The sequence below is a fragment of the Streptomyces sp. NBC_00250 genome (assembly GCF_036192275.1).
Taxonomy (GTDB): Bacteria; Actinomycetota; Actinomycetes; order Streptomycetales; family Streptomycetaceae; genus Streptomyces.
On record NZ_CP108088.1, the window covers coordinates 7,707,659 to 7,734,511 of the forward strand.

At 72.6% G+C, this 26,853-nt stretch carries 20 protein-coding genes; 10 read left to right on the plus strand and 10 right to left on the minus strand.

Annotated features, from left to right (window positions below; translation table 11 throughout):
• Positions 1 to 51: 51 nt before the first annotated feature.
• The 3 genes from OG259_RS35000 to OG259_RS35010 form a co-directional block, all read right to left on the minus strand.
• Positions 52 to 1,476, minus strand: coding sequence for a Gfo/Idh/MocA family protein (locus OG259_RS35000; RefSeq protein WP_328945878.1), 1,425 nt, complete (start codon positions 1,474 to 1,476; stop codon positions 52 to 54).
• Positions 1,477 to 1,709: 233 nt separating this feature from the next.
• On the minus strand, positions 1,710 to 4,634 hold the full coding sequence (locus tag OG259_RS35005) for an FAD-binding and (Fe-S)-binding domain-containing protein (RefSeq protein ID WP_328945879.1): 2,925 nt from the start codon (positions 4,632 to 4,634) through the stop codon (positions 1,710 to 1,712).
• Positions 4,635 to 4,673: 39 nt separating this feature from the next.
• Positions 4,674 to 5,156, minus strand: a complete 483-nt coding sequence (locus tag OG259_RS35010) for a MarR family winged helix-turn-helix transcriptional regulator (RefSeq protein WP_328945880.1) — start codon at positions 5,154 to 5,156, stop codon at positions 4,674 to 4,676.
• Between the two features lie 90 nt (positions 5,157 to 5,246).
• Here OG259_RS35010 and OG259_RS35015 point away from each other — a divergent pair, with 90 nt between their 5' ends.
• Positions 5,247 to 7,115, plus strand: a complete 1,869-nt coding sequence (locus OG259_RS35015) for an ABC transporter ATP-binding protein (protein ID WP_328945881.1) — start codon at positions 5,247 to 5,249, stop codon at positions 7,113 to 7,115.
• Positions 7,116 to 7,421: 306 nt separating this feature from the next.
• Positions 7,422 to 8,318, plus strand: coding sequence for an endolytic transglycosylase MltG (gene mltG, locus OG259_RS35020; protein WP_328945882.1), 897 nt, complete (start codon positions 7,422 to 7,424; stop codon positions 8,316 to 8,318).
• A gap of 6 nt (positions 8,319 to 8,324) precedes the next feature.
• On the opposite strand, the gene OG259_RS35025 is transcribed toward mltG, so the two are convergent.
• From OG259_RS35025 to OG259_RS35045, 5 genes are all read right to left on the minus strand, one after another.
• Positions 8,325 to 9,425: an NAD(P)-binding domain-containing protein gene (locus tag OG259_RS35025; RefSeq protein WP_328945883.1), complete on the minus strand. Its 1,101-nt coding sequence runs from the start codon at positions 9,423 to 9,425 to the stop codon at positions 8,325 to 8,327.
• Positions 9,426 to 9,526: 101 nt separating this feature from the next.
• Positions 9,527 to 10,738 carry an LLM class flavin-dependent oxidoreductase gene (locus tag OG259_RS35030; RefSeq protein WP_328945884.1) on the minus strand — a complete coding sequence of 404 codons (1,212 nt, stop codon included), beginning with the start codon at positions 10,736 to 10,738 and terminating at the stop codon, positions 9,527 to 9,529.
• Complete coding sequence (locus OG259_RS35035; RefSeq protein WP_328945885.1) at positions 10,735 to 11,769, minus strand: ABC transporter substrate-binding protein; 1,035 nt, start codon at positions 11,767 to 11,769, stop codon at positions 10,735 to 10,737. The genes OG259_RS35030 and OG259_RS35035 overlap by 4 nt, the downstream gene beginning before the upstream one ends.
• 32 nt (positions 11,770 to 11,801) lie before the next feature.
• Positions 11,802 to 12,533 (minus strand): ABC transporter ATP-binding protein, encoded by a 732-nt coding sequence (locus tag OG259_RS35040; protein ID WP_328945886.1) that lies wholly within the window; start codon positions 12,531 to 12,533, stop codon positions 11,802 to 11,804.
• The gene (locus OG259_RS35045) at positions 12,506 to 13,378 is read right to left on the minus strand and encodes an ABC transporter permease (RefSeq protein ID WP_328945887.1); all 873 of its coding nucleotides are present in this window, start codon (positions 13,376 to 13,378) and stop codon (positions 12,506 to 12,508) included. Before OG259_RS35045 ends, OG259_RS35040 begins: the two co-directional genes overlap by 28 nt.
• A 434-nt stretch (positions 13,379 to 13,812) precedes the next feature.
• Between OG259_RS35045 and OG259_RS35050 the strand changes: the two genes are divergently transcribed.
• The 5 genes from OG259_RS35050 (at position 13,813) to OG259_RS35070 (ending at position 20,601) form a co-directional block, all read left to right on the plus strand.
• Positions 13,813 to 14,673 carry an ABC transporter ATP-binding protein gene (locus OG259_RS35050; RefSeq protein ID WP_328945888.1) on the plus strand — a complete coding sequence of 287 codons (861 nt, stop codon included), beginning with the start codon at positions 13,813 to 13,815 and terminating at the stop codon, positions 14,671 to 14,673.
• Positions 14,670 to 15,647: an iron-siderophore ABC transporter substrate-binding protein gene (locus tag OG259_RS35055; RefSeq protein ID WP_328945889.1), complete on the plus strand. Its 978-nt coding sequence runs from the start codon at positions 14,670 to 14,672 to the stop codon at positions 15,645 to 15,647. Before OG259_RS35050 ends, OG259_RS35055 begins: the two co-directional genes overlap by 4 nt.
• 4 nt (positions 15,648 to 15,651) lie before the next feature.
• Positions 15,652 to 17,721: an iron ABC transporter permease gene (locus OG259_RS35060; RefSeq protein ID WP_328945890.1), complete on the plus strand. Its 2,070-nt coding sequence runs from the start codon at positions 15,652 to 15,654 to the stop codon at positions 17,719 to 17,721.
• A gap of 149 nt (positions 17,722 to 17,870) precedes the next feature.
• The gene (locus tag OG259_RS35065) at positions 17,871 to 18,419 is read left to right on the plus strand and encodes an FABP family protein (protein WP_328945891.1); all 549 of its coding nucleotides are present in this window, start codon (positions 17,871 to 17,873) and stop codon (positions 18,417 to 18,419) included.
• 4 nt (positions 18,420 to 18,423) lie between these two features.
• Positions 18,424 to 20,601: a prolyl oligopeptidase family serine peptidase gene (locus tag OG259_RS35070; RefSeq protein ID WP_328945892.1), complete on the plus strand. Its 2,178-nt coding sequence runs from the start codon at positions 18,424 to 18,426 to the stop codon at positions 20,599 to 20,601.
• On the opposite strand, the gene OG259_RS35075 is transcribed toward OG259_RS35070, so the two are convergent.
• Positions 20,549 to 21,532: a helix-turn-helix transcriptional regulator gene (locus tag OG259_RS35075; protein WP_328945893.1), complete on the minus strand. Its 984-nt coding sequence runs from the start codon at positions 21,530 to 21,532 to the stop codon at positions 20,549 to 20,551. The two genes, OG259_RS35070 and OG259_RS35075, sit on opposite strands and share 53 nt — an antisense overlap.
• A 239-nt stretch (positions 21,533 to 21,771) precedes the next feature.
• Between OG259_RS35075 and OG259_RS35080 the strand changes: the two genes are divergently transcribed.
• The 3 genes from OG259_RS35080 (at position 21,772) to OG259_RS35090 (ending at position 25,179) form a co-directional block, all read left to right on the plus strand.
• Positions 21,772 to 22,932, plus strand: a complete 1,161-nt coding sequence (locus tag OG259_RS35080) for an ATP-binding protein (protein WP_328945894.1) — start codon at positions 21,772 to 21,774, stop codon at positions 22,930 to 22,932.
• Between the two features lie 87 nt (positions 22,933 to 23,019).
• Positions 23,020 to 23,598, plus strand: coding sequence for a hypothetical protein (locus OG259_RS35085; protein WP_328945895.1), 579 nt, complete (start codon positions 23,020 to 23,022; stop codon positions 23,596 to 23,598).
• Positions 23,599 to 23,769: 171 nt separating this feature from the next.
• The gene (locus tag OG259_RS35090; RefSeq protein ID WP_328945896.1) at positions 23,770 to 25,179 is read left to right on the plus strand and encodes an aminopeptidase P family protein; all 1,410 of its coding nucleotides are present in this window, start codon (positions 23,770 to 23,772) and stop codon (positions 25,177 to 25,179) included.
• Between the two features lie 36 nt (positions 25,180 to 25,215).
• Here OG259_RS35090 and OG259_RS41835 read toward each other — a convergent pair whose 3' ends face one another.
• Positions 25,216 to 26,841, minus strand: a complete 1,626-nt coding sequence (locus OG259_RS41835) for a serine/threonine-protein kinase (RefSeq protein ID WP_443052071.1) — start codon at positions 26,839 to 26,841, stop codon at positions 25,216 to 25,218.
• Positions 26,842 to 26,853: the final 12 nt, after the last annotated feature.

The window sequence follows — 26,853 nt, forward strand, 5'->3', positions numbered from 1 at the left end:
CCGAACACGGCGGTGCCCGGCCCCGTACAGAGGGGCCGGGCACCTCGTCCGTCAGGCAGGCTTCGCCGAGTCCACGCCCGAGCGGGCCTTGCGCCACTCGCCGCGCGTGAAGTCGGGGATCTCCTGAGGCGCGCCCTGTGCCTTGATCGACGCGTGGCTCAGCGGCACCGGCGCCGTCCACGTGGCGGCGTCGTACACGTCGAAGTCCGGCACGAGGCCGAGCCGCATGCACTGCATCAGGCGGTAGATCATGATGTAGTCCATGCCGCCGTGACCGCCCGGCGGATCGGCGTGCTCCTTCCAGAGCCAGTGGTCGAACTCGGCCGCGTACGCCGAGAAGTCGGCCCACTGGTCGTCCTTGTGGTCCGGCTCCAGATAGATCCGGGCCGGGTAGTCCTCGAAGACGCCGCGGGTGCCGCCCAGGCTGTTGATCCTGCTGTACGGGTGCGGGGTGGAGACGTCGTGCTCCAGGCGGATGACCCGGCCCTTGGCCGTCTGGATCAGGCTGATCGTCCGGTCGCTCCCGATGTACGACTCCTTCCAGCTGGGGTCGCCGGACGGCATGTGCTCCGCGCGGTACTCGGCGAGGCCGAGCGCCGGTGTGCCGAAGCTGCTGATGCTCACCGCCCGGTCGCCCCGGTTGACGTCCATGTAGTTGGCGACGGGACCGAAGCCGTGGTTGGGATAGAGGTCGCCCTTCAGCTGGGTGTGCCAGAGGCGGCGCCAGGGGCCCTCGTAGTACGTGGGGGAGAACATCAGGCCGCGCAGATCGTGGTTGTACGCCCCCGCGCCGTGCAGCAGCGTGCCGAACTTGCCGGCGTGCGCCATCCGGAGCACCCGCATCTCGTTCCGGCCGTAGCAGCAGTTCTCCAGCTGCATGCAGTGGCGGCGGGTCTGCTCCGACAGGTCGACGAGCTCCCACAGTTCGTCGAGCCGCATCGCGACCGGACACTCCACGCCGACGTGCTTGCCGTTCAGCATCGCCGCGCGGGCGATCGGGAAGTGGGTCTCCCAGGGCGTGGCCACGTACACGAGGTCGAGGTCGGTGCGGGCGCAGAGCTTCTCGTAGTCGTTCTCGCCGTTCGCGTAGACGGCGGGGGCGGGCTGCCCGGCGGCGACGACCTGAGCCGCGGCCCGTTCGGCCTTCTCGCGCACGGGGTCGCAGACGGCGTTCACCCGGACCCAGGGGTGCGACAGGAAGTGGCCGATCATGCTTGCGCCCCGGTTGCCGAAGCCGACGATGCCGACCCGGACGGTGGAGCGGCCCGCGAAGGGGACGCCGGCCATGGTGGCTCCGAGGCGTTTCGGCGCGGCTGCGGCCCCGGCCGCCGGAGCGGCGGCCTGAGCGGCCGCCGGGGTCGCCGCCTCGGCGGCCGGGACGCCGAGGGCGCCGACACCGAGTCCCGCCCCCGCCGCGGCGGCGGTGGTCCTGAGGACTCTGCGGCGGCTCGGGTCGTGCGATGACTGCTCGTTCATGGAACCTCCCGGAGCTGTGGGCACGGCTGTTTCATGAATCCCGCACAGGACCCTGGCCCCGGTGGCCGATGGTGCGCAAGGGCGCCGATAGGACTCTTGCGACGGGTAGTTGGACTTTACTGTTCCGGATCTCGCGTCGAGCCGTACCGGGCGCCGACCCTCACTCGAACGTACGAAGGGCCCCTCACCACGAGGGGTGAGGGGCCGTCAGGAAGCGTCACGCCGAGGAGTGGTCAGGGCCGGGTCGCGTGCTCCAGGGCGAGGAGCACCGACCCGTAGCTCCGGCCCGTCGCCCGGTCCATCCCGATCTCGCACATCCGGTTGGCCGAGAGGTGCGCGTCGAACGGCCGGGCCGTCACCTCGGCCGCCTCACGGGCCGTCGCCGCGGCCGTCAGCTCCGGGTGCAGCATGCCCCGGTCGCCCGCGAAGGCGCAGCAGCCCGCGTCGGCGGGGACGACGACCTCGTCGGCGCAGGCCCGCGCGAGTTCCGTCAGCTTGTCCTCGTCGCCCAGGTGCCGCATCGAGCACGTCGGATGGACCACGGCGGAGCCGACCCGGCGGCGTACGTCGAGCCGGGGGAGCAGCTCGTCCGCCGCCCACACCAGCGAGTCGACCACCGTCATCTCGGCGTGCAGCGCCCGGTTCTCCTCCGTCAGATACGGCACGACCTCGTGCGCGATGCCGAGGGTGCACGAGGAGGCGTCCACGACCAGGGGCAGCGTCCCGCCCGCGGTCCAGCCCCAGGCCGCCTCGACGATCCGGTTCGCCATCACCTCGTTGCCGCGCTCGTACCCCTTGGAGTGCCAGATCGTCGCGCAGCACGTTCCGGCCACGTCGTCCGGGATCCACACCGGCTTCCCCGCGCGCGCGGACACGGCGACCACGGCCTCCGGGAGCGAGGGGCCCCGCTCGCCGTCCGGATTGCCGAAGATCCGGTTCACACAGGCCGGGTAGTAGACGGCGACCGCCGCGGGGCGGTGGGTGCGGGGCAGCCGCCGCGCCGCCGCGCCGGGGATCTCCGGCAGCCATGCCGGTACGAGGTCGGTGCTGACCGCCCGACGGGCCAGGCCCGTCACCGACGCCAGGACCCGGTCGCCGATCCGGTCCGCCGCGGCGACCGCGAGCCGCGCGGACGCCTCGGTCGCCCGGAAGTTCTTGGCGGCCAGCGCGGCGATCCGCTCCTCGCGCGAGGTGTGCCGCTCGTGCCGGAACTCCTTCATCAGGGCGCCCGTGTCGATCCCGACCGGACAGGCCAGCTTGCAGGTGGAGTCGCCCGCGCAGGTGTCGACGGCGTCGTAGCCGTACGACTCCAGGAGCCGGGCCTCGACCGGGGAGCCGTCCCGCTGCCGCATCATCTCCCGGCGCAGCACGATCCGCTGGCGCGGAGTGGTCGTCAGGTCGTGGCTGGGACAGGTCGGTTCGCAGAAGCCGCACTCGATGCAGGGATCGGCGATCAGCTCCACCGTGGGGATCGTCTTCAGCCCTCGCAGATGGGCGTGCGGGTCGCGGTCCAGGACGATCCGCGGGGCCAGCACCCCGTCGGGGTCGATGGCCTCCTTGACCCGCCACATCAGCTCGGTCGCCTTCGTCCCCCACTCCAGCTCCAGGAACGGCGCGATGTTGCGGCCGGTGGCGTGCTCCGCCTTCAGGGAGCCGTCGAAGCGCTCCACGGTCAGTTTGCAGAACTCGTCCATGAAGCCCGCGTACCGCTCGACGTCGGTGGGGTCGCCCGCGTCGAAGGCGAGGAGGAAGTGGAGGTTGCCGTGGGCCGCGTGACCGGCCACGGCCGCGTCGAATCCGTGCCGGGCCTGCAGGTCGAGCAGCGCCGCGCAGGCCTCCGCGAGCCGGGCCGGGGGCACCGCGAAGTCCTCGGTGATCAGGGTCGTACCGGAGGGGCGCGAGCCGCCGACCGCCGTCACGAAGGCCTTGCGGGCCTTCCAGTAGCCGGAGATCCTCTTCGGGTCGCGGGTGAACGCGTTCTCCACGGAGGCCACCGGGGCCACCAGATCGAGCCCGGCGAGCACCTTCTCCGCGGCCGCCTCGTACGCCCCGAGGGCCGACGTGTCGGGGGCCCGGAACTCGACGAGGAGCGCCGCCGTCTCCTTGGGCAGCTCCGCCCAGTCCGCGGGGACGCCGGCCACGCTCACCGAGGCCCGCAGCGTGTTGCCGTCCATCAGCTCCACGGCGAGCGCACCCGCCCCGTTGAACAGGGGCACCGCTTCCGCCGCCGCCGGCAGCGAGGGGAAGAAGAGCAGCGCCGAGGACACCTGGCGGTCCAGCGGCAGCGTGTCGAAGACGACCTCGGAGATGAAGCCGAAGGTGCCCTCGGAGCCGACCATGAGGCCGCGCAGGATCTTCACCGGGGTGTCGCCGTCGAGGAAGGCGTCGAGCCGGTAGCCGTTGGTGTTCTTGATGGCGTACTTGGCGCGGATCCGGTCGGTCAGCTCGGTGTCCGCCTCGATCTCCGCCCTGAGCTCCATCAGCTCGGCGCAGAGCCGGGGCTCGGCGTGCGCCAGCGCCTCGTCGGCGGCCGGGTCGGCGGTGTCGACCACGGTCCCGCTCGGCAGCACGAAGGTGAGCGAGGAGACCGTCCGGTACGAGTTCCTCGTCGTCCCGGCCGTCATGCCCGAGGCGTTGTTGGCGACGACTCCGCCGATCGTGCAGGCGATGGCGCTGGCCGGATCGGGACCCAGGACCCGCCCGTGCGGGGCGAGTGCGGCGTTGGCCCGTACGACGGTGGTGCCGGGGCGGATCCGGGCGCGCGCGCCGCCGTCCAGGACCTCGACGCCCGCCCAGTGGCGGCGTACGTCGACCAGGATGTCCTCGCCCTGGGCCTGTCCGTTGAGACTGGTCCCGGCGGCCCGGAAGACCACCTCGCGTCCCTTTCCGTGCGCGTACGACAGGATCGTGGAGATGTCGTCGATGTCCTCGGCGACCACGACCACCTGCGGGACGAAGCGGTAGGGGCTGGCGTCGGAGGCGTACCGGACGAGGTCCGAGATCGTGGAGAGGACCTTCTCCGGACCCAGGAGCTCGGTGAGCTCCTGGCGCAGCCGCTTCGGCGTTCCCCGTGCCTGGAGCTCCGGCACGCGGTCCGGGGCCGGACTCCGCTTCGTACCGGGGCGAAGGGCCTGCGGGTTCGGCTCGAACAACGGCATGTCACGGCTCCCCTTCGGCGCGTCCCCGTGCCCGAGGGGTCAGCAGCCGCCCTCCGGGCCGGGGTCGACCAGGGCGGTCAGCAGACCCCCGAGCACCTCGCGCTGTGCGGCGGTCAATGGAGCAAGGATGTCCTCTGCGGCCGCCCGGCGCGCGCTGCGCAGCTCTCGCAGCGTGGCGCGGCCCGCGTCGGTGAGCTCGATCCGTACGACCCGGCGGTTGCTCGGATCGGGCACCCTGCGCACCCGGTCGCCGGCCTCCAGGCCGTCGACGAGACTGGTCACCGCGCGCGGGACGACCTCCAGCCGGGCCGCCAGGTCGGCCATCCGGGGCGGCTCCCCGAAGTGCGCGACGGTGCGGAGCAGCCTGGACTGGGCGGGCGTGATGCCGACCGGCTCCAGGTGGCGTTTCTGGATGCGGTGCAGACGCCGGGTGAGGCGCAGCAGCTGCTCGGCGAGGAGGCCGTCGGCGTCGGGTTCCCCCGAACGGCCGCCGGGGCCGGTCGGGACGGCGGAGGTGCTCATGCGGGAACAATATCAGGACCTGGTTCATTGTGAGCATAGGTAACAATGAGCTAAGATCTCATCGGCATCGCCGAACCCTCGAAGGAGCCCATGCGCCCCCACGACCAGTCCGACTGGACGCCCCCGCCCCGCGACTCCTCGCAGCCGAAGGAGCCCGCGCAGCTGCGGCGCATCCTGCGACTCTTCCGCCCCTACCGGGCCCGCCTGGTGCTCGTCGGCCTCCTGGTCGGCGCCGCCTCGCTCGTCACGGTCGCCTCACCCTTCCTGCTCAAGGAGATCCTCGACACCGCGATCCCCCAGGGCCGCACCGGGCTGCTCAGCCTGCTCGCCCTCGGCATGATCGCCACCGCCGTGCTGACCAGCGTCTTCGGTGTGCTCCAGACCCTGATCTCCACCACCGTCGGCCAGCGCGTCATGCACGACCTGCGCACCGGGGTCTACGAGCAGCTCCAGCGGATGCCCCTCGCGTTCTTCACGCGCACGCGTACCGGCGAGGTCCAGTCCCGCATCGCCAACGACATCGGCGGCATGCAGGCGACCGTGACCTCCACGGCCACCTCGCTCGTCTCCAACCTCACCGCCGTCGTCGCGACGGTCGTCGCCATGCTCGCCCTCGACTGGCGCCTCACCCTCGTCTCGCTGCTCCTGCTGCCCGTCTTCGTCTGGATCAGCCGGCGCGTCGGCCGTGAGCGCAAGCGGATCACCACCCAGCGCCAGAAGCAGATGGCCGCCATGGCCGCGACCGTCACCGAGTCCCTCTCGGTCAGCGGCATCCTGCTCGGCCGCACCATGGGCCGTGCCGACTCCCTGACGAAGTCCTTCGCCGAGGAGTCCGAGCGCCTCGTCGACCTCGAAGTGCGCTCCTCCATGGCCGGACGGTGGCGGATGTCCACCATCGGCATCGTCATGGCCGCCATGCCCGCCCTGATCTACTGGGCCGCCGGCATCGCCCTGGGCTCCGGCGGGGCCGCGATCTCGCTCGGCACCCTCGTCGCGTTCGTCTCCCTCCAGCAGGGCCTCTTCCGGCCCGCCGTCAGCCTGCTCTCCACCGGCGTGCAGATGCAGACGTCCCTCGCGCTCTTCCAGCGCATCTTCGAGTACCTCGACCTGCCCGTGGACATCACCGAGCCCGCCGAGCCCGTCCGGCTCCGCGAGGTGCGCGGTGAGGTCGCCTTCGAGAAGGTCGACTTCCACTACGACCCCGAGGGCGCCGGCCGTCCGACCCTCGACTCCGTCGAGCTGACCGTCCCCGCCGGGGGCAGCCTGGCCGTCGTCGGCCCCACCGGCTCCGGGAAGTCGACCCTCAGCTACCTGGTGCCGCGGCTGTACGACGTCACCGGCGGACGCGTCACCCTCGACGGGGTCGACGTCCGCGACCTGGACTTCGACACCCTCGCCCGCGCGGTCGGCGTCGTCTCCCAGGAGACGTACCTCTTCCACGCCTCCGTCGCCGACAACCTCCGCTTCGCCAAGCCGGACGCCAGCGACGAGGAGATCGAGGCCGCCGCCCGAGCCGCCCAGATCCACGAGCACATCGCCTCGCTGCCCGAGGGGTACGACACCCTGGTCGGCGAGCGCGGCTACCGCTTCTCGGGCGGTGAGAAGCAGCGCCTCGCCATCGCCCGCACCATCCTGCGCGACCCGCCCGTACTGATCCTCGACGAGGCGACCAGCGCCCTCGACACCCGTACGGAGCACGCCGTGCAGCAGGCCATCGACGCCCTGTCGGCGGGCCGCACGACGATCACCATCGCCCACCGGCTCTCCACCGTCCGTGACGCCGACCAGATCGTCGTCCTGGAAGCGGGCCGGATCGCGGAGCGCGGCACGCACGACGAGCTGCTCGCCCGGGACGGGAAGTACGCGGCCCTGGTCCGCCGCGACGCCAGGAGGGCCGTGGACCTCACCGCCAAGGCCGAACAGGCGAACGTGGGAGCGGTTGTTCCCCAGAACGTGTGATCGTGCCGGGATTCGTTGCTCAACTCCTCTACGACGTCGGATGATTGCGGTGCGCGATCGACGGGCTGCAGACCGTGACCGCGTGGTCCCACTGAAGCACCGGTCCCACTGATGTACCTGTACGAGGAGAAGCACCACCATGAACGTCATCACCAACCTGCTCGCCGGCGTCGTCCACTTCCTGGGCTGGCTCGTCTGACGATCGCAGTGCCCCGGCGCCGTCGGTTCCCCGTCCCAGGGAGCCGGCGGCGCCGCCGCGTGCGCGGGTTCCCGGGATTCCCCCGCGCGGCGGGTTAGCGTGCGGCCATGACGTACCGGCCGCCGTCCCCGTACGCACCCCCACGCCGCCGCCCCTCCCTTCCCCGGGGTCTCCGGCCGCCCCGTCGCCGTCCCCGGCTCACCCGGCGCGGGCGCCTCGCGCTGCTGCTCGGGGCCGTCGTCGCGGTGGCCGTGGCGATCACCCTCCCGCTGCTCCTGACGCGGGACGAACCGGCCGTCGAACAGCCCAGGCCGCTGCTCGTCCCCGAGGGTTGGCGGGCCGGCCAGGTCTACACGGCCGTCGACCGGGCGCTCGGACTGCCCGAAGGCACGGCACGGAAGACCGCGACCGCATCCGCCACCGCCCTCCCGCTGCCCGCGGAGGCCGGAGGCAACCCCGAGGGCTACCTCTTCCCGGCGACGTATCCCGTGCTCGACGCCACCACCCCCGACGGGCTGCTCCGCTTCATGGTCGACACGGCCGGCAAGCGCTTCGGGGCCGCGCGGATCGTCGAGGGGGCGAAGGCGCACGGCATGAGCGTGTACGAGACGGTGATCGCCGCCAGCATCGTCCAGGCCGAGGCCGACAACCCGGAGGACATGGCCAAGGTCGCCCGGGTCGTCCACAACCGGCTCGCCCGGGGCATGGCCCTGCAGATGGACTCGACCCTCAACTACGCGCTCGGCCGCAGCACCGTGGACACCACGTTCGAGGACACGCGGATCAAGAGCCCGTACAACACCTACGAGCGGAAGGGCCTGCCGCCGACACCCATCGGCAACCCGGGGGACCAGGCCGTGGACGCGGTGATCCGGCCGGCGGACGGCGACTGGCTCTACTTCGTCACGGTGGCCCCGGGAGACACCCGCTTCACCGCCGACTACGCGGCCCACCAGGAGAACGTGGCCGAGTTCAACGCCAACCGGGGCGCCGAGAAGAACTGAGTCCCGTCACGCCGAGGCGGTCACCGCGTCGGCCGGCGAGCGGCGCAGCAGACGCCGGATGTCCGAGACCGCCGCGCGCCCGGCCCGGTTGGCGCCGATCGTCGACGCCGAGGGACCGTAGCCGACGAGGTGGACGCGTTCGTCCCGGACCGCGCGCGTGCCCTCGACCCGGATCCCGCCACCCGGCTCGCGCAGCCGCAGCGGGGTCAGATGGTCGATCGCCGCCCGGAAACCGGTGGCCCAGAGGATCACGTCCACGTCGACGATCCGGCCGTCGTCCCAGGCCACTCCGGTCGGGGTGATCCGGTCGAACATCGGCAGGCGGTCCAGGACCCCGCGCGCGCGTGCCGCCCGGATCGCGTCGTTGAGCGGGAGCCCGGTGACCGAGACGACGCTCTTCGGGGGCAGCCCTTGCCGTACGCGTTCCTCGACGAGTGCGACGGCCGCCCGGCCCTCCGCCTCCCCGAAGGGGCCCTCGCGGAAGACGGGCTCGCGCCGGGTCACCCAGAACGTCTCGGCGGCGACGTCCGCGATCTCCATGAGGTGCTGGGTGCCGGAGGCCCCGCCGCCGACGACGAGGACCCGCTTCCCGGCGAACTCCTCCGGGCCGGGGTATCCGGCGGTGTGCAGCTGGAGCCCCCGGAAGGTCTCCTGGCCCGGGTAGCGCGGCCAGAAGGGGCGGTCCCAGGTGCCGGTGGCGTTGATCAGGGCACGGGTGGCGTACGTCCCCTCGGAGGTCTCGACCAGGAGCCGCGCGTCGTCCCCCTCCCGGACGGCGGTGACGTCGACGGGGCGGTGGATCCGCAGGTCGAAGGTCTGCTCGTACGTGTCGAAGTACGCGCCGATCACCTCGGAGGACGGGCGGGCGGGGTCGGCGCCGGTCAGCTCCATACCGGGCAGCGCGTGCATCCCGTGGACCTTGCCGTACGTGAGCGAGGGCCAGCGGAACTGCCAGGCGCCGCCCGGCCGCGGGGCGTGGTCGAGGACGACGAAGTCCCGGTCGGGCTCAAGGCCCGCGCGGCGCAGGTGGAAGGCGGCGGAGAGCCCCGCCTGTCCGGCGCCGATGACGACGACGTCCACCGACGTCGGCCCCTCCGCCGCTGTCACGGTCCCGGCTTCTTCGACCCCGTAATCGTTCACGGTTCTACCAACCGAGGTGGGGGCGCGGATCTTCCCGCGCCCCCGCCCCGGCCTCTGTGCCCTGGGGCCTACCGTCCGCCGGACACCAGGAGCGGCGCGCCTCCCGGAGCCGAGGCCGGGCGGCCGTTCGCCGCCGGGACACCGAGCAGCGGCGACGGCGGGACGGACGGCAGCAGACCGCGCGCCGCCAGCTCCGGCCGCACGCCCTCGCCGAACCAGTACGCCTCCTCCAGGTGCGGGTAGCCGGACAGGACGAAATGCTCCACGCCCAGGTCGTGGTACTCCTCGATCCGGTCAGCGACCTCGGCGTGGCTGCCGACGAGCGCGGTGCCCGCCCCGCCCCGGACGAGTCCCACCCCGGCCCACAGGTTCGGCGAGATCTCCAGGCGGTCGCGGCCGAGGGAGCCGCCCTGATGCAGGGCGAGCATCCGCTGCTGGCCCACCGACTCGCTCCGGCCGAGGACCCGCTGCGCGGCGGCGACCGTCTCGGCGTCGAGATCGGAGAGCAGCCGGTCGGCCGTCGCCCAGGCCTCGCGCGCGGAGTCCCGGGAGATGGTGTGAAGCCGGATCCCGAAGCGGACCGTCCGGCCCCGCTCCTCCGCGAGGCCCCGGATCCAGTCGATCTTCTCCTTGACCTGCCACGGCGGCTCGCCCCAGGTCAGATAGACGTCCGCGTGCTCCGCCGCGACCGGACCGGCCGCGGCGGACGAGCCCCCGAAGAAGATCTCGGGCAGCGGGTCCGGCGGCAGTGCGGTGAGCCCGCCCTCGATGCGGAAGTGCTCGCCCTCGTAGTCGAAGGGCCGGCCGCTCCAGGCGCCCCGCACGACCGACAGGAACTCGGCCGTGCGCGCGTACCTGCGGTCGTGGTCCAGGTGGTCGCCGAAGCGGCGCTGCTCGGCCGAGTCGCCGCCGGTCACCACGTTGAGGAGGAGCCGGCCCCGGGTGATCCGCTGGTACGTGGACGCCATCTGGGCCGCGAGCACAGGCGAGATCACCCCCGGTCGGAACGCCACCAGGAACTTGAGGCGCTCGGTGTGCTGGGCGAGTGCGACCGTGGTCAGCCAGGCGTCCTCGCACCACGTCCCGGTCGGGGTCAGTACGGCCTCGAACCCCAACTGCTCGGCCGCCTTGGCGATCTGGATCAGATAGTCGATGTCGGGCGCGCGCACCCCGGACACGGCGCGGTCGCGGGTGATCCCGCCGTCCGTGTAGGCGTGCCGGTCGACGAGGGTCCGGCCGTCGCCGCCGGTGGGCAGGAACCAGTGCAGATGGACGGTCACGAGGAGGCCTTTCCGTAGCTGCGCGCCGGGGTGGTGGACGGCGGCAGGTCCTTGTTGAAGCGGGTGTCGACGTAGTCGGCGAAGCGGAACGTGCGCGGGATGAGCCCGAGGGCGGCGAAGGTGTCGGCGATCTTCTGCTCGGAGGCGATGGCGGCGTCGTCGATGGCGACCGGGATACGGGTGCCGCTGCTGCGCTTCACGGCGGCGAGCGCCACCTCGTACGGCAGCCCGGTCTCCTTCGCCCAGACCTTCGCCCAGGCCTCGGGGTGGTCGAACACCCAGCCCTGGGCGCGCCGGAACCGTTCGACGAAGTCAGCGATGGCCTTGGCCTTCGCGGGGTCGGCGAGCGCCGAGGGGGCGGCGACCTGGAAGCCGAGGCCGTTGACGAGCCCGCGCCCGTCGGCGAGGACCCGGCCCTTTCCGCTCAGCAGGACCTGTGAGGTGTACGGGTCCCAGGCCGCCCAGGCATCCACCTTTCCGCTGGTGAACGCGGCGAGGGCGTCGGCCGGCTGGAGCAGGGTCACCTGGACGTCGGACGGCTTCAGTCCGGCCTTTCCGAGCTGGGAGACGAGCTGGAAGTGGGCGGAGCTTCCCTGGGCGACGGCGACCTTCTTCCCCCTCAGATCACCCACGGATCGCAGGGGCGAGTCCTTCGCGACGAGGATCGCTTCGCCCGCGGAGTCGCCGTGCGTCGCGGAGACCACGGTGATCTTCGAGTCGGCGCCCGCGGCGAAGACGGGCGGGGTGTTGCCGACGGAACCGATGTCGACGGCCTTGGCGTTCACCGCTTCGAGGAGTGGTGGTCCTGAGGTGAAGGTCGACCAGGTGATCCGGTACGGGAGGTCGTCCAGTTCACCGGCGGCCCGCAGCAGCGCCTCGGCGCCGCCCTTCTGGTCGCCGACGTTCAGGACGAGGGAGCCCTTGCCGTCGGAGTTCGAGGACGAGCCGGCCGCGGAGGCGCCGGAGCAGGCGGAGGCGAGGAGCGCGAGCGGCACGAGCAGTGCCGCGGTGGACAGACGGAAGGACTTCACGGATATCTCTCCTGGAGGCAGGGGGGCGCGGGTCAGGCCGGCTGTCCGGCGAACTCGGCTTCTTCGACCCCGAGTTCGGCGAGCAGACGGGTGCGGAGCGCGGCCAGTGCGGGATCGCCGGGGGAGCGGGGCCGGTCCAGGTCGACGGCGGTGTCGTACGCGATGACGCCGTCCCGCATGACGAGCGCGCGGTCCGCGAGCAGCAGCGCCTCGTCCACGTCGTGGGTGACGAGCAGGACCGTGCAGCCGCGCCGCTGCCACAGCTCGGCCACGAGCCGCTGGGCCTTGATCCGGGTCAGCGCGTCGAGCGCGCCGAACGGTTCGTCGAGCAGCAGCAGATCCGGATCCCGTACCAAGGCCCGTGCGAGGGAAGCACGTTGGGCCTCGCCACCGGAGAGGGTCTTCGGCCAGGCGCCCGAGCGGTGGCCGAGCCCGACCTCCGCCAGGGCCTGCTCCGCGACCGCCCGGCCCGGCTTCCCGGGAAGCCCGAGGAGCACATTGCGCCAGACCCGCTTCCACGGCATGAGACGCGGTGCCTGGAAGGCGACGGCGCGGCGGCGAGGGACGAGGACGGTGCCCGAGATCTCCCGGTCGAGCCCCGCGAGGACCCGGAGGAGGGTGGACTTGCCGCAGCCGCTGTGGCCGAGCAGGGCGGTGAACTGTCCGGCGCCCAGGGTCAGATCGAGCCCGTCGACGACCGGGCGTCCGTCGAAGGAGCGGGTGAGGCCCTGGACGGTCACTGTCCGGTGAAGGTCGGTCGCCATTGCAGCAGCAGCCTTTCGAGAGTGCGGACGACGGCGTCGGCGAGGAGGCCGAGGAAGGCGTAGACGACCAGGCAGACGACGATCACGTCCGTGCGGAAGAACTCCCGGGCCTGGTTCATGAGGAAGCCGATGCCGGCGTCGGCGTTGATGGACTCGCCGAAGACCAGCGCCAGCCAGGCCGTGGCGAGGGAGTAGCGCAGCCCGGTCATGGCCCCGGGCAGCGCCCCCGGCAGCACGACGTGCCGGACGAGACCCCAGCGTCCGAGCCCCAAGGACTGTCCGGCTTCGACGAGTTGGGCGTCGACGCCGCGGATTCCGGCGTACACGTTCAGATAGAGGTGGAAGGCGACGCCGAGCGCGATGAGCGCCACCTTGGGTGCCTCCCCGATGCCCAGCCAGATGATGAGGAGCGGGATCAGGCCGACCCAGGGCACGGTCCGCAGCATCTGCACGGGCGCGTCGACGAGGTCCTCGCCGAGCCGGGAGAGACCGGAGAGCAGGGCGAGCGCGATGCCGACGATCCCGCCGATCAGCAGTCCGGCGGCGACCCGGCGCAGGGAGACGCCCATCGCGGTGGGGAGGGTCCCGTCGCCGATCAGCTCACCACCGGCGCGGGCGATCGTCCCCGGCGAGGCGAGCGCGTCGGCCGGCAGCGCTCCGGTCGTACTGAGGGTCTGCCAGAGCGCGAGGAGCAGTAGGGGTCCCACGGTGCGGCGCAACCAGCGGGGAACGGCGGGGCCGCGACCGGGACCACCGTCGGGAGTCAGGGACTCGACATCGGGCAAAGGCGATATGTCGGGCGATGGATGGGGCGGGGAAGGGGGCGGGGCATGACCGACCGTCATGGCGGGACTCCGGGGAGGGGAGGCGCGGGTACGCGTCAGTGACCGTGGGCGCCGCGGGGCGAGCCCGGGCACACGGCGGTCAGCGCGTCAGCGGGGGTACGGGTACGGCGCGCGCCCTGGCATGCGGGCACGCGGCGTCGGAAAGGCGAGAGGGGCGCCGAAGACGTGAAAGGGCGTCAGCAGCCGCGGCGACACGCGGCGGAGGCCACCCGCAGCAGGTCGATGTGACCGCGCGTGGTGAGCAGGGCTGTACGCAACATGGCGCGAAGGTAGCGGTGGCCGCGCGCAGGGTCAACGGTGTCTCGGAGCGTGGACGTGCGTCGGGCTCGAAGTGGCGGAGCAAGACAGGGCGTCAGCTTGGCCTGAATCCGCCTTGTGTCCGGTTCACGGGGCCCTCTTTTGCCGATCGCTAAGGTTAGGCTAACCTCTGCGACGTGCAAGCAGGTGAACAGACCGACGCGACGCTTCGTCCCCACGGTCATGAACTCTCGGCCACGGGTGTCACCGTGGCGTACGAAGGCGTCGATGTCGTCCACGACGCCTCCATGACGCTGCGCCCCGGCGAAGTGACCGTCCTCGTGGGGCCGAACGGCAGCGGCAAGTCGACGCTGCTCCGCACCCTCGCACGGCTCCAGCAGCCGCGGACCGCCACGCTCGTCCTCGACGGCACCACCGACGGCCTCGCACTGAGCCCCCGTGAGTTCTCGCGCCATGTCGCCCTGCTCACCCAGGGACGCCCCACCCCCAGTGGTCTGACCGTGCGGGACGTGGTCGAGTTCGGCCGCTACCCCTACCGGGGACGCTGGGGCAAGGCCGACCCGGACGGCCGGGCCGCGGTGGACCGCGCGCTCGCCATGACGGGCGTCACCGAACTCGCCGGGCGCGGCGCCGAACACCTCTCCGGAGGACAGCTCCAGCGCGTCTGGCTCGCCGGCTGCCTCGCCCAACAGACGGGCGTGCTGCTGCTCGACGAGCCCACCACCTACCTCGACCTGCGCTACCAGGTCGAACTCCTCGACCTCATGCGTGACCTGGCGGACGACCACGGCATCGCCGTCGGCGCCGTCCTCCACGACCTCGACCAGGCGGCGGCCGTCGCCGACCGGATCGTCCTGCTCGACACGGGACGCGTCGTCGCCGACGGCAGCCCCTCGGACGTCCTGACGCCCGAGCGGCTGACCGACACGTACGGCATCCGCATCGAGGTCGACACCGATCCCCTCACCGGCCGGCTGCGCACCCGTGCGATGGGCCGGCACCACTCGCGAAGCGAAAGGCTCAGCACCACCTCATGAGACGCCTCCTCCTCACCACGGCGGTCGCCACCACCGCGGCCCTCACCCTCACCGCCTGCGGCACCACCGAGCCCGCCGCCGACGACGCGAAGAAGACCACGGAGCGCATCACCCTCATCGATGCCACGGGCACCAAGGTGGAGCTCGACGGCCCCGCCAAGAAGGTCGTCGGCACCGAGTGGAACGTCGTCGAGCACCTCATCGAGCTCGGCGTCGACCCGGTGGGCGTCTCCGACGTCAAGGGCTACAAGACCTGGGACACGGCCGTCCCGCTGAAGAACGAGCCCAAGGACATCGGCACCCGCGGCGAGCCCAGCATGGAGACCGTCGCGGCCCTCAAGCCCGACCTCATCCTCGCGACCTCCGACCTGCCGCCGGCCGCCGTCAAGCAGCTGCGCAAGATCGCCCCGGTCCTCGAGGTGAAGGCCGCCGACGCCGCCGACCCGATCGGCCGGATGACCGAGAACCTCGACCTGATCGCCAAGGCCACCGGCACCACCGACAAGGCCACGGAGCTCAAGAAGCAGTTCGAGGCGAAGCTCGACGAGGGCAGGAAGGCCCTGGCCGACGCGAAGCTGGCCGGCGCGAAGTACGCCTTCGCCGACGGATACGTCGTCTCCAACCAGGTCTCGATCCGCCCCTACACCAGCGGCTCGCTCATCGGCGCCGTCAACGAGAAGCTCGGCCTGAAGAACGCCTGGACGGTCAAGGGCGACCCGGCCTACGGCCTCGGCGCCACCGACGTCGAGGGCCTCACCAAGATCGGTGACGTGCAGTTCGCCTACATCGGCAACGACGGCGACGCCTCCAGCAACCCGTTCGCGGGTGTCCTCGCCAAGGACAAGGTGTGGACCTCCCTGCCGTTCGTCAAGAAGGGCAACGTCCACCGTCTGCCCGACGGCGTCTGGATGTTCGGCGGTCCCGGTTCGATGAACAAGTACGTCGACTCCGTCGTCGCCGCCCTGACGAAGTAACACCATGGCCGTCACCGCAACCACCCCCGCCACCCGTCCGCCGACGGCCACGTCCCGGACGGGCGCGGCCCCGGTGACGGCCGCCCTCCTCCTTCTCGTCGTCGCACTCGCGGTCGTGGACATCACCCAGGGCACGGCCGCCGTCGGCGCCCCGGAGGTGTGGAAGGCGCTCACCGGCCGGGCCGACCCGGCCGACGCGTCCGTCGTCGTCGCCTCCCGGCTGCCGCGGATGGCCGCGGGCCTGCTCGTCGGCGCCGTCCTCGGCATGGCGGGCGCCGCCCTCCAGGCCGTCAGCCGCAACGTCCTCGCCTCGCCGGACACCCTCTCGGTCAACGCGGGCTCCTACTTCGCGCTCGGGCTCGCCTCCGTCACCGGGGTCTCGTTGCCCCTGCTCGCCTCCTCCGGCCTCGCGTTCGTCGGCGGGCTCGCCGCGGCCGCCGTCGTCCTCGGCCTCTCCGGCCTCGGCACCGGCACCGTCCGGCTCGTCCTCGCGGGCAGCGCCCTCACCCTCGGCCTCACCGCCGTCACCGAGGGCCTGCTCCTGCTGTTCCCCCAGCAGACCGACGGCATCTACCACTGGAACCAGGGCAGCATCGCCCAGAACGGCTTCGACGGCGTCCTCCAGATGCTGCCGGTCGCCGTCGTCGGACTCGTCGGACTGCTGCTCCTCGCCCGCCGGATCGACGCCCTCGCCCTCGGCGACGACGCCGCCCGCGGCCTCGGCGTCCCCGTCCGGGCCACCCGGCTCACCGCCGTGGTGCTCGCCGCCCTGCTCTCCACGGCCGCCGTCACCCTCGCCGGACCCATCGGCTTCGTCGGCCTGTGCGCGCCCGCGCTCGTCCGGCCGCTCGCCCGGCGCTTCCGCGGCTTCACCCGCACCCGGGGCAGCCTGCCCCTCGCGGGCCTCACCGGCGCGGCCCTGGTCCTCGGCTCCGACGTGGTCCTGCGCGTCCTCGTCCCCTCGGACGTGGCCGTCGCCGTCCCGACCGGAGTCGTCACGAGCCTCGTCGGCGCGCTCTTCCTCGTCGTCATGGCCACCCGGACCCGGGACACGGCGGCGGCCGCCGAGACGGACCGGCTGCGGATCCGCAGCCGGGGCGTCTTCCTCACCACCACCGCCGTCCTGGTCGTCGTCCTCGTCGGCGTGGTGATCGCGGCCCTCCTCCTCGGCGACGCCAAGCTGTTGCTCGGCGACGTCCTGAACTGGGCGCAGGGACGGGCCGGCCGGACCACCGCCTTCGTCCTCGACACACGCGTGCCCCGCGTCCTCGCCGCCCTGCTCGCGGGCGCCGCCCTCGCACTGGCCGGCACCCTCGTCCAGGCCGTGACCCGCAACCCGCTCGCCGAACCAGGCATCCTGGGCGTCTCCGGCGGAGCCGCGCTGGGCGCGGTCCTCCTGGTCACGACCGTGCCGATGGTGGGGTCGTGGGGTGTGGCGGGCGCCGCCTTCGCGGGTGCCGCCGCGAGCTCCGTCCTCGTCTTCGGCCTCGCCGCGAAGGACGGCTTCCGGCAGAACCGGCTCGTCCTCGTCGGCTTCGGCGTCGCGACCGGCGCATCGGCCCTGATCAGCCTGCTCATCATCCTCACCGACCCGTTCAACGCGATCAAGGCGCTGACCTGGCTCTCGGGCTCCACCTACGGGCGGACGCTGCCCGACGTCGTCCCCCTCGCGGCGGTCCTCGCCGTGGGCGTGGTCGTCGCAGCTGCGCGGCGCACCGAACTCGACCTGGTGTCGCTCGACGAGGACACCCCGCGCCTCCTCGGCCTGAACCTGGGCCGCGGCCGCCTCGGCTTCCTCGCCCTCGCCGTCCTCCTCAGCGCCACCGCCGTCGCCGCCGCCGGCACGATCGGCTTCGTGGGCCTCGTCGCACCCCACGCGGCCCGCGCCCTGGTCGGCCGACAGCACGCGCGCGTGGTGCCGGTCGCCGTCCTCATCGGCGCCGTCCTCGTCTGCGTCGCCGACCTCGTCGGCCGTACGGTGATCGCCCCGGCCCAGCTCGGCGCGGGCCTGATGACGGCGGTGATCGGCACGCCGTACTTCCTCTACCTCCTGGTACGGAGCCGCCGCGGCTAGTGCCCGTCAGGAGTGGCACGAGGCCCGGCCGGAGGGTGGACGACCTAGGGGTGTCTTGCCGATCAGGCCGGGCTCGCCGATCCGGCCCGATCGACAAGACACCGCCTAAGCTGCCCTCCGGCACATGCCTCGACCCAGGAGCGCGCACCATGACCGACCGCGACCGGCAGTACCCGTACCCCGACGCCCTCCGGCCGGACGCGGCACCGGCCCCGCACGAGTTCCTCGCGCCGGTGACCGGGCTGCTCGGCACCTGGGTCGGCACGGGCCGGGGCGGGTACCCGACGCTCGCCGAGGAGTTCACGTACGCGCAGGAGGTCACCTTCAGCCACGACGGCCGACCCTTCCTCCACTACGAGGCGCGCGCCTGGCTGATCGACGCCGACGGCACCCCACTGCGACCGGCGGCGCGCGAGAGCGGCTGGTGGCGCCTCAAGCCCGAGGGACAGGTGGAGGCACTGATCACCCAGCCCACCGGCATCGCGGAGATCATGGTCGGCCGGGCGGCGGACGGCACGATCGACCTCACCACCCACACGGTCGCCCTCGCCCCCACGGCCAAGGACGTCGAGGCCACCCGCCGCCGCTACACCCTCACGGACGCGGACACCCTGGACTTCGTCCACGACCTGGCGGCGGTGGGCCGGCCGCTGCAACACCATCTGTCGGCACAGCTGCGACGCGAGGACGGGAAGTAGACCCATGGGGAACCTGAACGACGACGACCCCTACCTGTGGCTCGAGGACGTCTCCGGAGAGGCCGCGCTGGCCTGGGTGGCCGAGCGGAACGCGGAGACCGCGGGGGCGCTGGCCGGGGACGACGACTTCGGGGCCCTGAAGGCGCGGCTGCGGGAGGTGCTCGACGCCTCCGACCGGATTCCCTACACCGTGCGCCGCGGGGAGTACCTGTACAACTTCTGGCGGGACGCCGAGCACGTGCGCGGGGTGTGGCGGCGCACGACCCTGGAGCGGTACCGCGAGGACGCCCCCGAGTGGGACGTGCTGCTCGACGTCGACGCGCTGGCCGCCGCCGAGGACGAGAAGTGGGTCTGGGACGGGGCACGCGTACGGCGCCCGGACTACGACCGGGCCCTGGTGCGGCTCTCCCGTGACGGCGGGGACGCCGTCGTCGTGCGCGAATTCGACCTCGGCACACGGGAGTTCGTCGACGACGGCTTCCGGCTGCCCGAGGCGAAGACGCGGATCGGCTGGGTCGACGACGACACCGTCCTCGTCGGTACGGACCTGGGCCCGGGCTCGCTGACCGACTCCGGCTATCCGCGCACCGTCCGCAGATGGCGCCGCGGGACACCCGTCGAGGACTCCGAGCTCGTCTACCAGGCCGAGCCGGGCGACGTGGCCGCCTGGGGATACCGGGACACCACGCCCGGCTTCGAGCGCGAGTTCGTCGGCCGCTCCCTGGACTTCTTCAGGAGCGAGACGTACCTCCTGCGCCCCGACGGCACCCGCGTACGCGTCGACGTGCCCGACGACGCGAGCGCCTACGCCCATCGGCGCCACCTGACCGTCACCCTCAAGTCCGAGTGGCTCGGGCAGCCGACGGGATCGCTGCTCGCCTTCGACTTCGACGCCTTCCTGGCGGGCGACCGCACCCCGGAGGTGCTGTTCACCCCCGATCCGCGGACCGCACTCGCCGGGCACACCTGGACCCGCAACCACCTCATCCTGGAGACGATGCGGGACGTCAGCACCCACATCGAGGTCCTCACCCCCGCTCCCGACGGCGGCGGTTGGACGCGCGAGCCGCTCGTCGGCGTCCCGGCCCTGTCCGCCGTCAGCGTCGTCGACACCGACCCCGACGTGTCCGACGAGTACTTCCTCGACGTCTCCGGGTTCCTGCAGCCGTCCACCCTCCACCACGGGCGGATCGGCGCCTGCTCGGAGCCGCTCAAGCAGGCCCCGCATCACTTCGACCCCACCGGCCTCACCGTCGACCAGCACTTCGCGACCTCCCTGGACGGCACGAGCGTCCCGTACTTCGTCGTCGGCCCCGACCGCACCGCGGCGCCCGGCCCCGGTCCCACCCTGCTCTACGGCTACGGCGGCTTCGAGGTCTCCCTCACCCCGTTCTACGGCGGAGTGACCGGCCGGGCCTGGCTGGAACGCGGCGGCACCTACGTCATCGCGAACATCCGCGGCGGCGGCGAGTACGGCCCCGACTGGCACCAGGCCGCGCTCGGCGCCGAACGCCCCCGGGCCTTCGAGGACTTCGCCGCAGTCGCCGAGGACCTCGTCGCCCGGGGCATCACCACCCCGGCCATGCTGGGAGCCAAGGGCGGCAGCAACGGCGGGCTCCTCATGGGTGCCATGCTCACCCGCCGCCCCGAGCTCTTCGGCGCGATCGTCGCCCAGGTGCCGCTCCTCGACATGACCCGCTTCCACAAGCTCCTCGCGGGCGCGTCCTGGATCGCCGAGTACGGCGACCCCGACGACGAGGCCGACCGCCCCCACCTGCTTGAACTCTCCCCGTACCACCGGCTCGCGGCGGACCGGGAGTACCCGCCGGTCCTCCTGATGACGTCCACCCGCGACGACCGCGTCCACCCCGGGCACGCCCGCAAGACGGCGGCACGGCTGCGGGAACTCGGCCACCGGGTCCTCTTCCACGAGAACACCGGAGGCGGGCACGCGGGCGCGGGCGACAACGAACAGGCCGCCCACAACAGCGCGCTCGTGCACACCTATCTGTGGCAGCAGCTCACGGGATCGGGATCGGGAGCGGGAGCGGGACGGGGAGAAGGAGTGGAGGCGGGAGCGGAAGCGGAGGCGGGAGCGGGAACCGAGGCGACGGCGATCCCCGGACCGCTCACAGCCACCCCGACCGCTGCGCCTGCAGCGCCATCTGGAACCGGCTCGTAGCCCCGAGCCGGGCCATCAGGACCTGCACCCGGCGGAAGAGCGTACGGCGGCTGACGCCGATCTCCCGGGCGATGACCTCGTCGCTCGCGCCGGCCGCGAGCAGCCGGAGCAGCCGCCGGTCGGCGGGCAGCAGCCCCGCCGGCCGGGCCGAACGGCCGTGGAACGGCAGCGCGTTCTGCCAGGCCTGCTCGAACAGCGCCACGAGCGCGGAGAGCAGGCCGCACGGCTGGACGACCAGCATCGTGTTGTAGACGTCCGTCTCCTTGATCGACAGAGCGACCAGCGCGTACGCGTCGTCGATGATCACGAGCTTCACCGGCACCGACGGCAGGACCCGTGCCTGCTCGCCCGCCTCGATGCACGGCTCGATCGAGTTCTCCAACTGCCCCGGATGCTCAAGGGACTCCCGCGAGTACACGACCCGCTGCGTCACCCCACGCGCGAGCGTGGCCAGCGCGTCGTCCGTGGCGCCGACGAGCGGGAAGTACGGCGGCGAGTCGAACTGCCGGATCTGGTCCCGGGCGCTCGTCCACGCCTGACGCATCCGGAGCCCGATGGCGTCACCGGTGACGACCTCCACCAGCGGGTCGTGGTACCCGGCGAGCCGATGCCGCCGGAACGAGTCGAAGGCGCCTCCCACGGTGATCCGGGACGCGTCGAGCTCGGCCGCCCGGCGCCGCCCGAGGATCTCCAGACCCGCGGCCGGCGGAACCGGCGCCACCACGTCGGAACCCTCCTCGGCGGTGCTCGCCAGACCGCAGTCGACCAGTTCGCGGTACGCCTCCGCCAGCGCCTCGTCCCCGAGCCCGGCCGCGGAACCGATCGAACTCAGCGGCGCGGGACCGCACTCCAGGAGCGTCCGGTAGACCCGGGCGCCCTCCTCTCCGATGCCCAGAAGCCGGAGTGCCTCGCTGAGTTTCTCGTTCGCCATGCACCGATTATCGACGCCTTCGATGCGGGGCCGTCGGTCCCCGCCGTTCGTGTGCCGTGGCGGGCCTGAAGGCCACCGCGTACGGCCGCCGGCAGGGGTCGGCGACCCCGGGGCCGACCGCCTCCCGGCGGGCGCTCACCGCCCTTCCCAGACGTTCGCCAAAACCGCTCTGACCTGGTGTTCTTCTGAAATTCTCTTAGGCTGACGGAGGTCTGGAAGACACCGTCGGAGGGGACTTCATGAGCGACGCCGCGAACATGTACGACGCCGGCCGCATCCACGTGATCGAGGGGCTGGAGGCCATCCGGAGGAGGCCCGGGATGTACGTCGGATCGACCTCGGCACGAGGGCTGCACCAGATGGTCTACGAAGCTCTGAGCCCGGCCGTGCACGCGCTCCTGACCCGCGGTGCGGGCCGCGTCGACGTGACGCTGACGGCCGACGGCGGCGTCCGGGTCGCCGACGACGGGCCCGGCATCCCGTTCGAGAGTGCCGGGGACGCCGCGGCTCCCGGCCTGGAAGCTCGGCTGACACGCCTGTACGCCGGCTGGGAGCCCGGCGGAGGCCGCGTGGCGAGGCTCGACCTCCGCGGCGTCGGCCTGAGCGCGGTCAACGCCCTGTCGAGCCGTCTGACCGCCGAGGTGCGGCGCGAGGGAGCGCGTGAGGTCCAGGAGTACGCCCGCGGTGTCGCGCTCGCCCCGCCCACCACCGCCGGGCCCGCGGCAGGGAGCGGGACCACCCTCACCTTCTGGCCGGACGCGGACCTCTTCGAGACGACGGAATGCTCGTACGACGTGCTGGCGGAGCGCTTCAGGGAACTCGCCTTCCTGAACCGGGGCCTTCGCATGTCCCTGACCGACGAACGTCCCCCGGGCGGGGCCAGGACCGAGCGGTTCGAGGGCGGCGTACGGGACTTCGTCGCCCTACCGGAGACCGCCGCGGGTGGGCCCGTCCACCCGGACATCCTCGACTTCGAGGTGGAGGACCCGCGGATGGCGGGGTCGGTGGAGGTGGCCCTGCGGTGGTGCGACTCCGGGAAGGAGACGGTCCGGAGCTTCGCCAACAGCCGTCGTACGGATGAGGGCGGCGCGCACGTGGAGGGCTTCCGCGCCGGATGGGCGACCGCGCTCACCACGTACGCGAGGGAGCGGCGTCTCCTGGCGGCGGGCGATCCCGATCTCGGCGCCGAGCGGGTCGGCGAGGGCCTCGCGGCGGTCGTGTCGGTGAAGCTGGATCAGCCTGAGTTCCGCGGAGCCACCCTCACGCTCCTGGCCGGCGCCGAGGTGCGCTCCTGCGTCGAGGAGGCCGTCCGCGACCACGTCGGCGCGTGGCTGGAGCGGCACCCGGAGCAGGCCTCGGCCGTCGTCGCCCGCGTCGCCCGGGGAGCGGGCCGGGACTGAGCCACGGAGCTGCGGCGCTGCTACTCACCCACGGGTGAGTAGCAGCGCCCACGCGCGGTGCCGCGTCGTCGTCCTACGCTCCCGATCATGAATCCTGTCGTTCGAAGCCGTCCGGGCCGAGTGCTGCGGCGGTGCCTCTACGGCCTGATCGCCGTGGGCCTGATCCTGGCCGGCTTCTCCGTGTGGAACGGCCCGCCGTACCCGGCGGCCGACCCCGACGCGGTCGCCGGGCGCCTCAAGGCGGAGGCACAGCGGGTGTACGACGAGGCAGCGCTGCCCGGCGGAGCCGACGGCGTGGGGTCCCGGGTCGAGACGGGCAGCTGCTCGTACCGCGGCCTCAGGGGATTCGCGCACATCGACAGCGGTCGGCCCGACGTCCGCAGCTTCGGGCTCTCGTGGAGCGTCACGGACGTGCCGGAGGCCGCGGCCCGCGCGGCGCAGGCCCGTACCCGCCTCCGTCTGGAGCGGGACGGCTGGAAGCTCGTCAGCGAGAACATCTCCGACCTGGGCTTCCGCTTCGAGCACCCTGGGACCGGCGACAAGGTGGACGTCGACTGGTACGAGCCCACGGGGACCTTCGCCCTGAGCACCCACGCCCCCTGCGGCAAGCTGCCGGACGGCTTCTCCGAGTACGACTGGCCGACCGCGGCCTGGGCGCCCCGCTAGGTCGGGTCCGGAGAGTCCCGCCTGGCCCGCGACGCCTGGCACGCACGATCGCCGCGTGGCCGATCCGTGCCACTGGCGGTCTTCGGCAACCGGCGTGCGCCTCGCGGAGTACGTTCCGGGCAACGCCGGCCCACGGCGGACGAGGAACTCACGCGGAAGAAGGTGCAGGACGTGGCGAAGGGTCGCAAGAACGGCCTCTACGAAGGCATATCCGAGGAACTCTCCACCCTGATGAGGTCGGGGTGGGCGGACACGGAGCGGCACGGGCTCGAACCCGACGAGCAGGCCCCGTACGCTGCCCGCCGCCGCGCCGCGCTCTCCGCGCGTTTCCCCGGCGAGCGCCTCGTGATCCCCTCCGGCAACCTCAAGACCCGCTCCAACGACGACACGTACCCCTTCCGCGCGTACTCCGGCTACGTGCACATGACCGGCGACCAGGCGCGCGACGGTGCCCTCGTGCTCGAACCCCGCGCGGACGGCGGCCACGACGCCTACTGCTACCAGCTGCCGCGCGACGGCCGGGACACCGACGAGTTCTGGATCGGCTACACGGCCGAGCTGTGGATGGGCCGCCGCCGCACCCTCGCGGAGTCCGAGGTCGTCCTCGGCCTCGCCTGCCGCGACGTCCGCACCATCGTCGAGGACCTGGCCGCCTCCGGCGTGCCCACCCGCATCGTCCGCGGGATCGACCCGGCCCTCGAAGCCGCCGTCACCACCGACGAGGAGCGTGACGTCGAGCTGGACGGGACGCTCAGCGAACTCCGGCTCGTCAAGGACGAGTGGGAGATCGGCGAGATGCGCAAGGCGGTCGACTCCACCGTCCGCGGCTTCACCGACTGCGTCGGCGAGCTGTCCCGGGCCGTCGCCTCCTCGGAGCGGTGGATCGAGGGCACCTTCTTCCGCCGGGCGCGCCTGGAGGGCAACCACGTCGGCTACGGCTCGATCTGCGCCGCCGGCGAGCACGCCACGATCATGCACTGGACGAACAACGACGGCCCGGTGCGCCCCGGCGAACTGCTCCTGCTCGACGCCGGTGTGGAGACCCACTCCCTCTACACCGCCGACGTCACCCGCACCCTCCCCATCAACGGTGCCTTCAGCCCGGTCCAGCGCCAGGTGTACGACGCGGTGTACGAGGCCCAGGAGGCGGGCATGGCCGCGGTGAAGCCCGGCGCTCCGTACCGAGACTTCCACGAGGCGTCCCAGCGGCATCTGACGGCGCGGCTGGTCGAGTGGGGCTTCATCGAGGGCCCGGTCGACCGCGCCTACGAGCTCGGCCTCCAGCGCCGCTTCACCATGGCCGGCACCGGCCACATGCTCGGCCTCGACGTCCACGACTGCGCGCAGGCACGCACGGAGGAGTACGTCGACGGCGTCCTCGAACCGGGCATGGTGCTCACGGTCGAGCCCGGCCTCTACTTCCAGCCCGACGACCTGACCGTGCCCGAGGAGTGGCGTGGCATCGGCGTCCGGATCGAGGACGACCTCCTCGTCACCGACGACGGCCACGAGAACCTGTCGGCGGGCCTGCCGCGCTCCTCGGCCGAGGTCGAGTCCTGGATGGCCCGCTTCGCGGGCTAGGGCAGGCCTGTCCGGGGGGTCGGGGTCGGAGAGGCCCTACGGCGAGGCGGTCGGGGTCGCGATCGGCCGGCGAATCTCGTTGCGTATCTTGTGGGTCTCCCTCGCCGCCAGTTCGAGTGAGCCGGCCGGGGCGAACGCGATCGCGACGGTGGTGTTGTCGTCGCCCCAGCCGCACACCGTCTCGCCGTCCACGGTCTCGCAGCGGAAATCGACGTCCGAGCCGGGAACGCGGATCGTCCTGGGCGGGTCGCTGACGGTCTCGCTGCCCGTCACGGTCATGGCCCTCATCAGGCCGTCTCGATACGACTCCGGGTTCTTGTACCGACCGGACGAGCCGTACACCTGCACCGTGCGGAACAGGACCCCCTCCTCGATGCCGGTGCTGGTGACGGTGTAGTCGGCGGAGTAGTGCGTCGAGCCCTTCTGGCCTTCGCGGTCCGGTTGCCGGTCCGGAGGGAGGCGGTGCTCGATGTTGCGCCCGTACACGCCTCCCACCATCGACTCGGGAAGGACGAGCTCGTGGGTGGCCTCGGGGAAGGATGCGTCCGAGCCCGAGCCCCAGCTCCCGGACGCGTAGATGCCGTACCCCGCGCCGCCGAGCACGATCAGGGCTCCGGCCACTCCGGCGGCGACCAGTCCGGTGCTCTTCCGCCCCGGCGGGGCGGTCTTCGCCTCCCGGCTCAGCCCTGCCTGCCGGGGGAGGGCGGGCGGGGAATCCGCGCGCGGGGCCGCGGCAACAGTCGCGGCATGGGCGATGTCCCCGCCGGTCGGGACGTCAGTCGACCCGGCCGTCGGCCTCGGCGCGGAGGGCACGGCCGCGGAGGGCACCGTCGGAGGGTGGCCGACCGCGTCCGGTTCCGGATCCGCGGCGGTGTCCGGGGCCAACAGGTCCAGCAGTCTTCTCGGCGTGGGCCTTCGTGCCGGATCCTTGGACAGGCAGGCGGCGATCACCGGGCGCACGCCCTCGGGCAGGGCGGACAGGTCCGCCGGCTCGTGCACGGCCCGGTACATCAGCACCATCGGGGTGCCCTCCCCGAACGCATGCCCACCGGCCGCCGCGACCAGTACGGCCCCCAGCGCGAACACATCGGCGGCGCCGTCGACTTCGAGACCCTGAGCCTGCTCCGGGGCCAGGAAACCAGGGGTGCCGAAGGCGGCTCCGGTGGAGGTCAGCCGGGTCGACTCCAAGGCCCGGGCGATACCGAAGTCGAGCACGCGCGGGCCGTCGTCGGCCATGATGATGTTGCCCGGCTTGAGGTCACGGTGAATCAGGCCGCAGTCGTGAATGGCCTGCAGCGCCTCCGCCAACGCCGCACCGAGCAGCCGGAGTCGGGCCTCGTCCATCGGACCCCGCTCGGTGAGCAGCCCCGACAGGGTCGGCCCCGGGATGTAGGCGGTCGCGAGCCAGGGCGCCGCCGCGTCCGGGTCGGCGTCGACGACCTGCGCGGTATGGAACCCGCCGACCCTGCGGGCGGCGTCGACCTCCGCGCGGAACCGGGCGCGGAAGTGCGGATCGGCGGCCAGCTCGCGCCGGGCCACCTTGACGGCCACGGCACGTCCGCCCCGGGACCGCGCCAGGTACACCGTCCCCATGCCGCCCGCACCCAGCTCACGCTCCACGGCGTAGTCGCCGATGCGCTCCGGCAGGTCCACGCCGTCCACTCGCCACCCCCT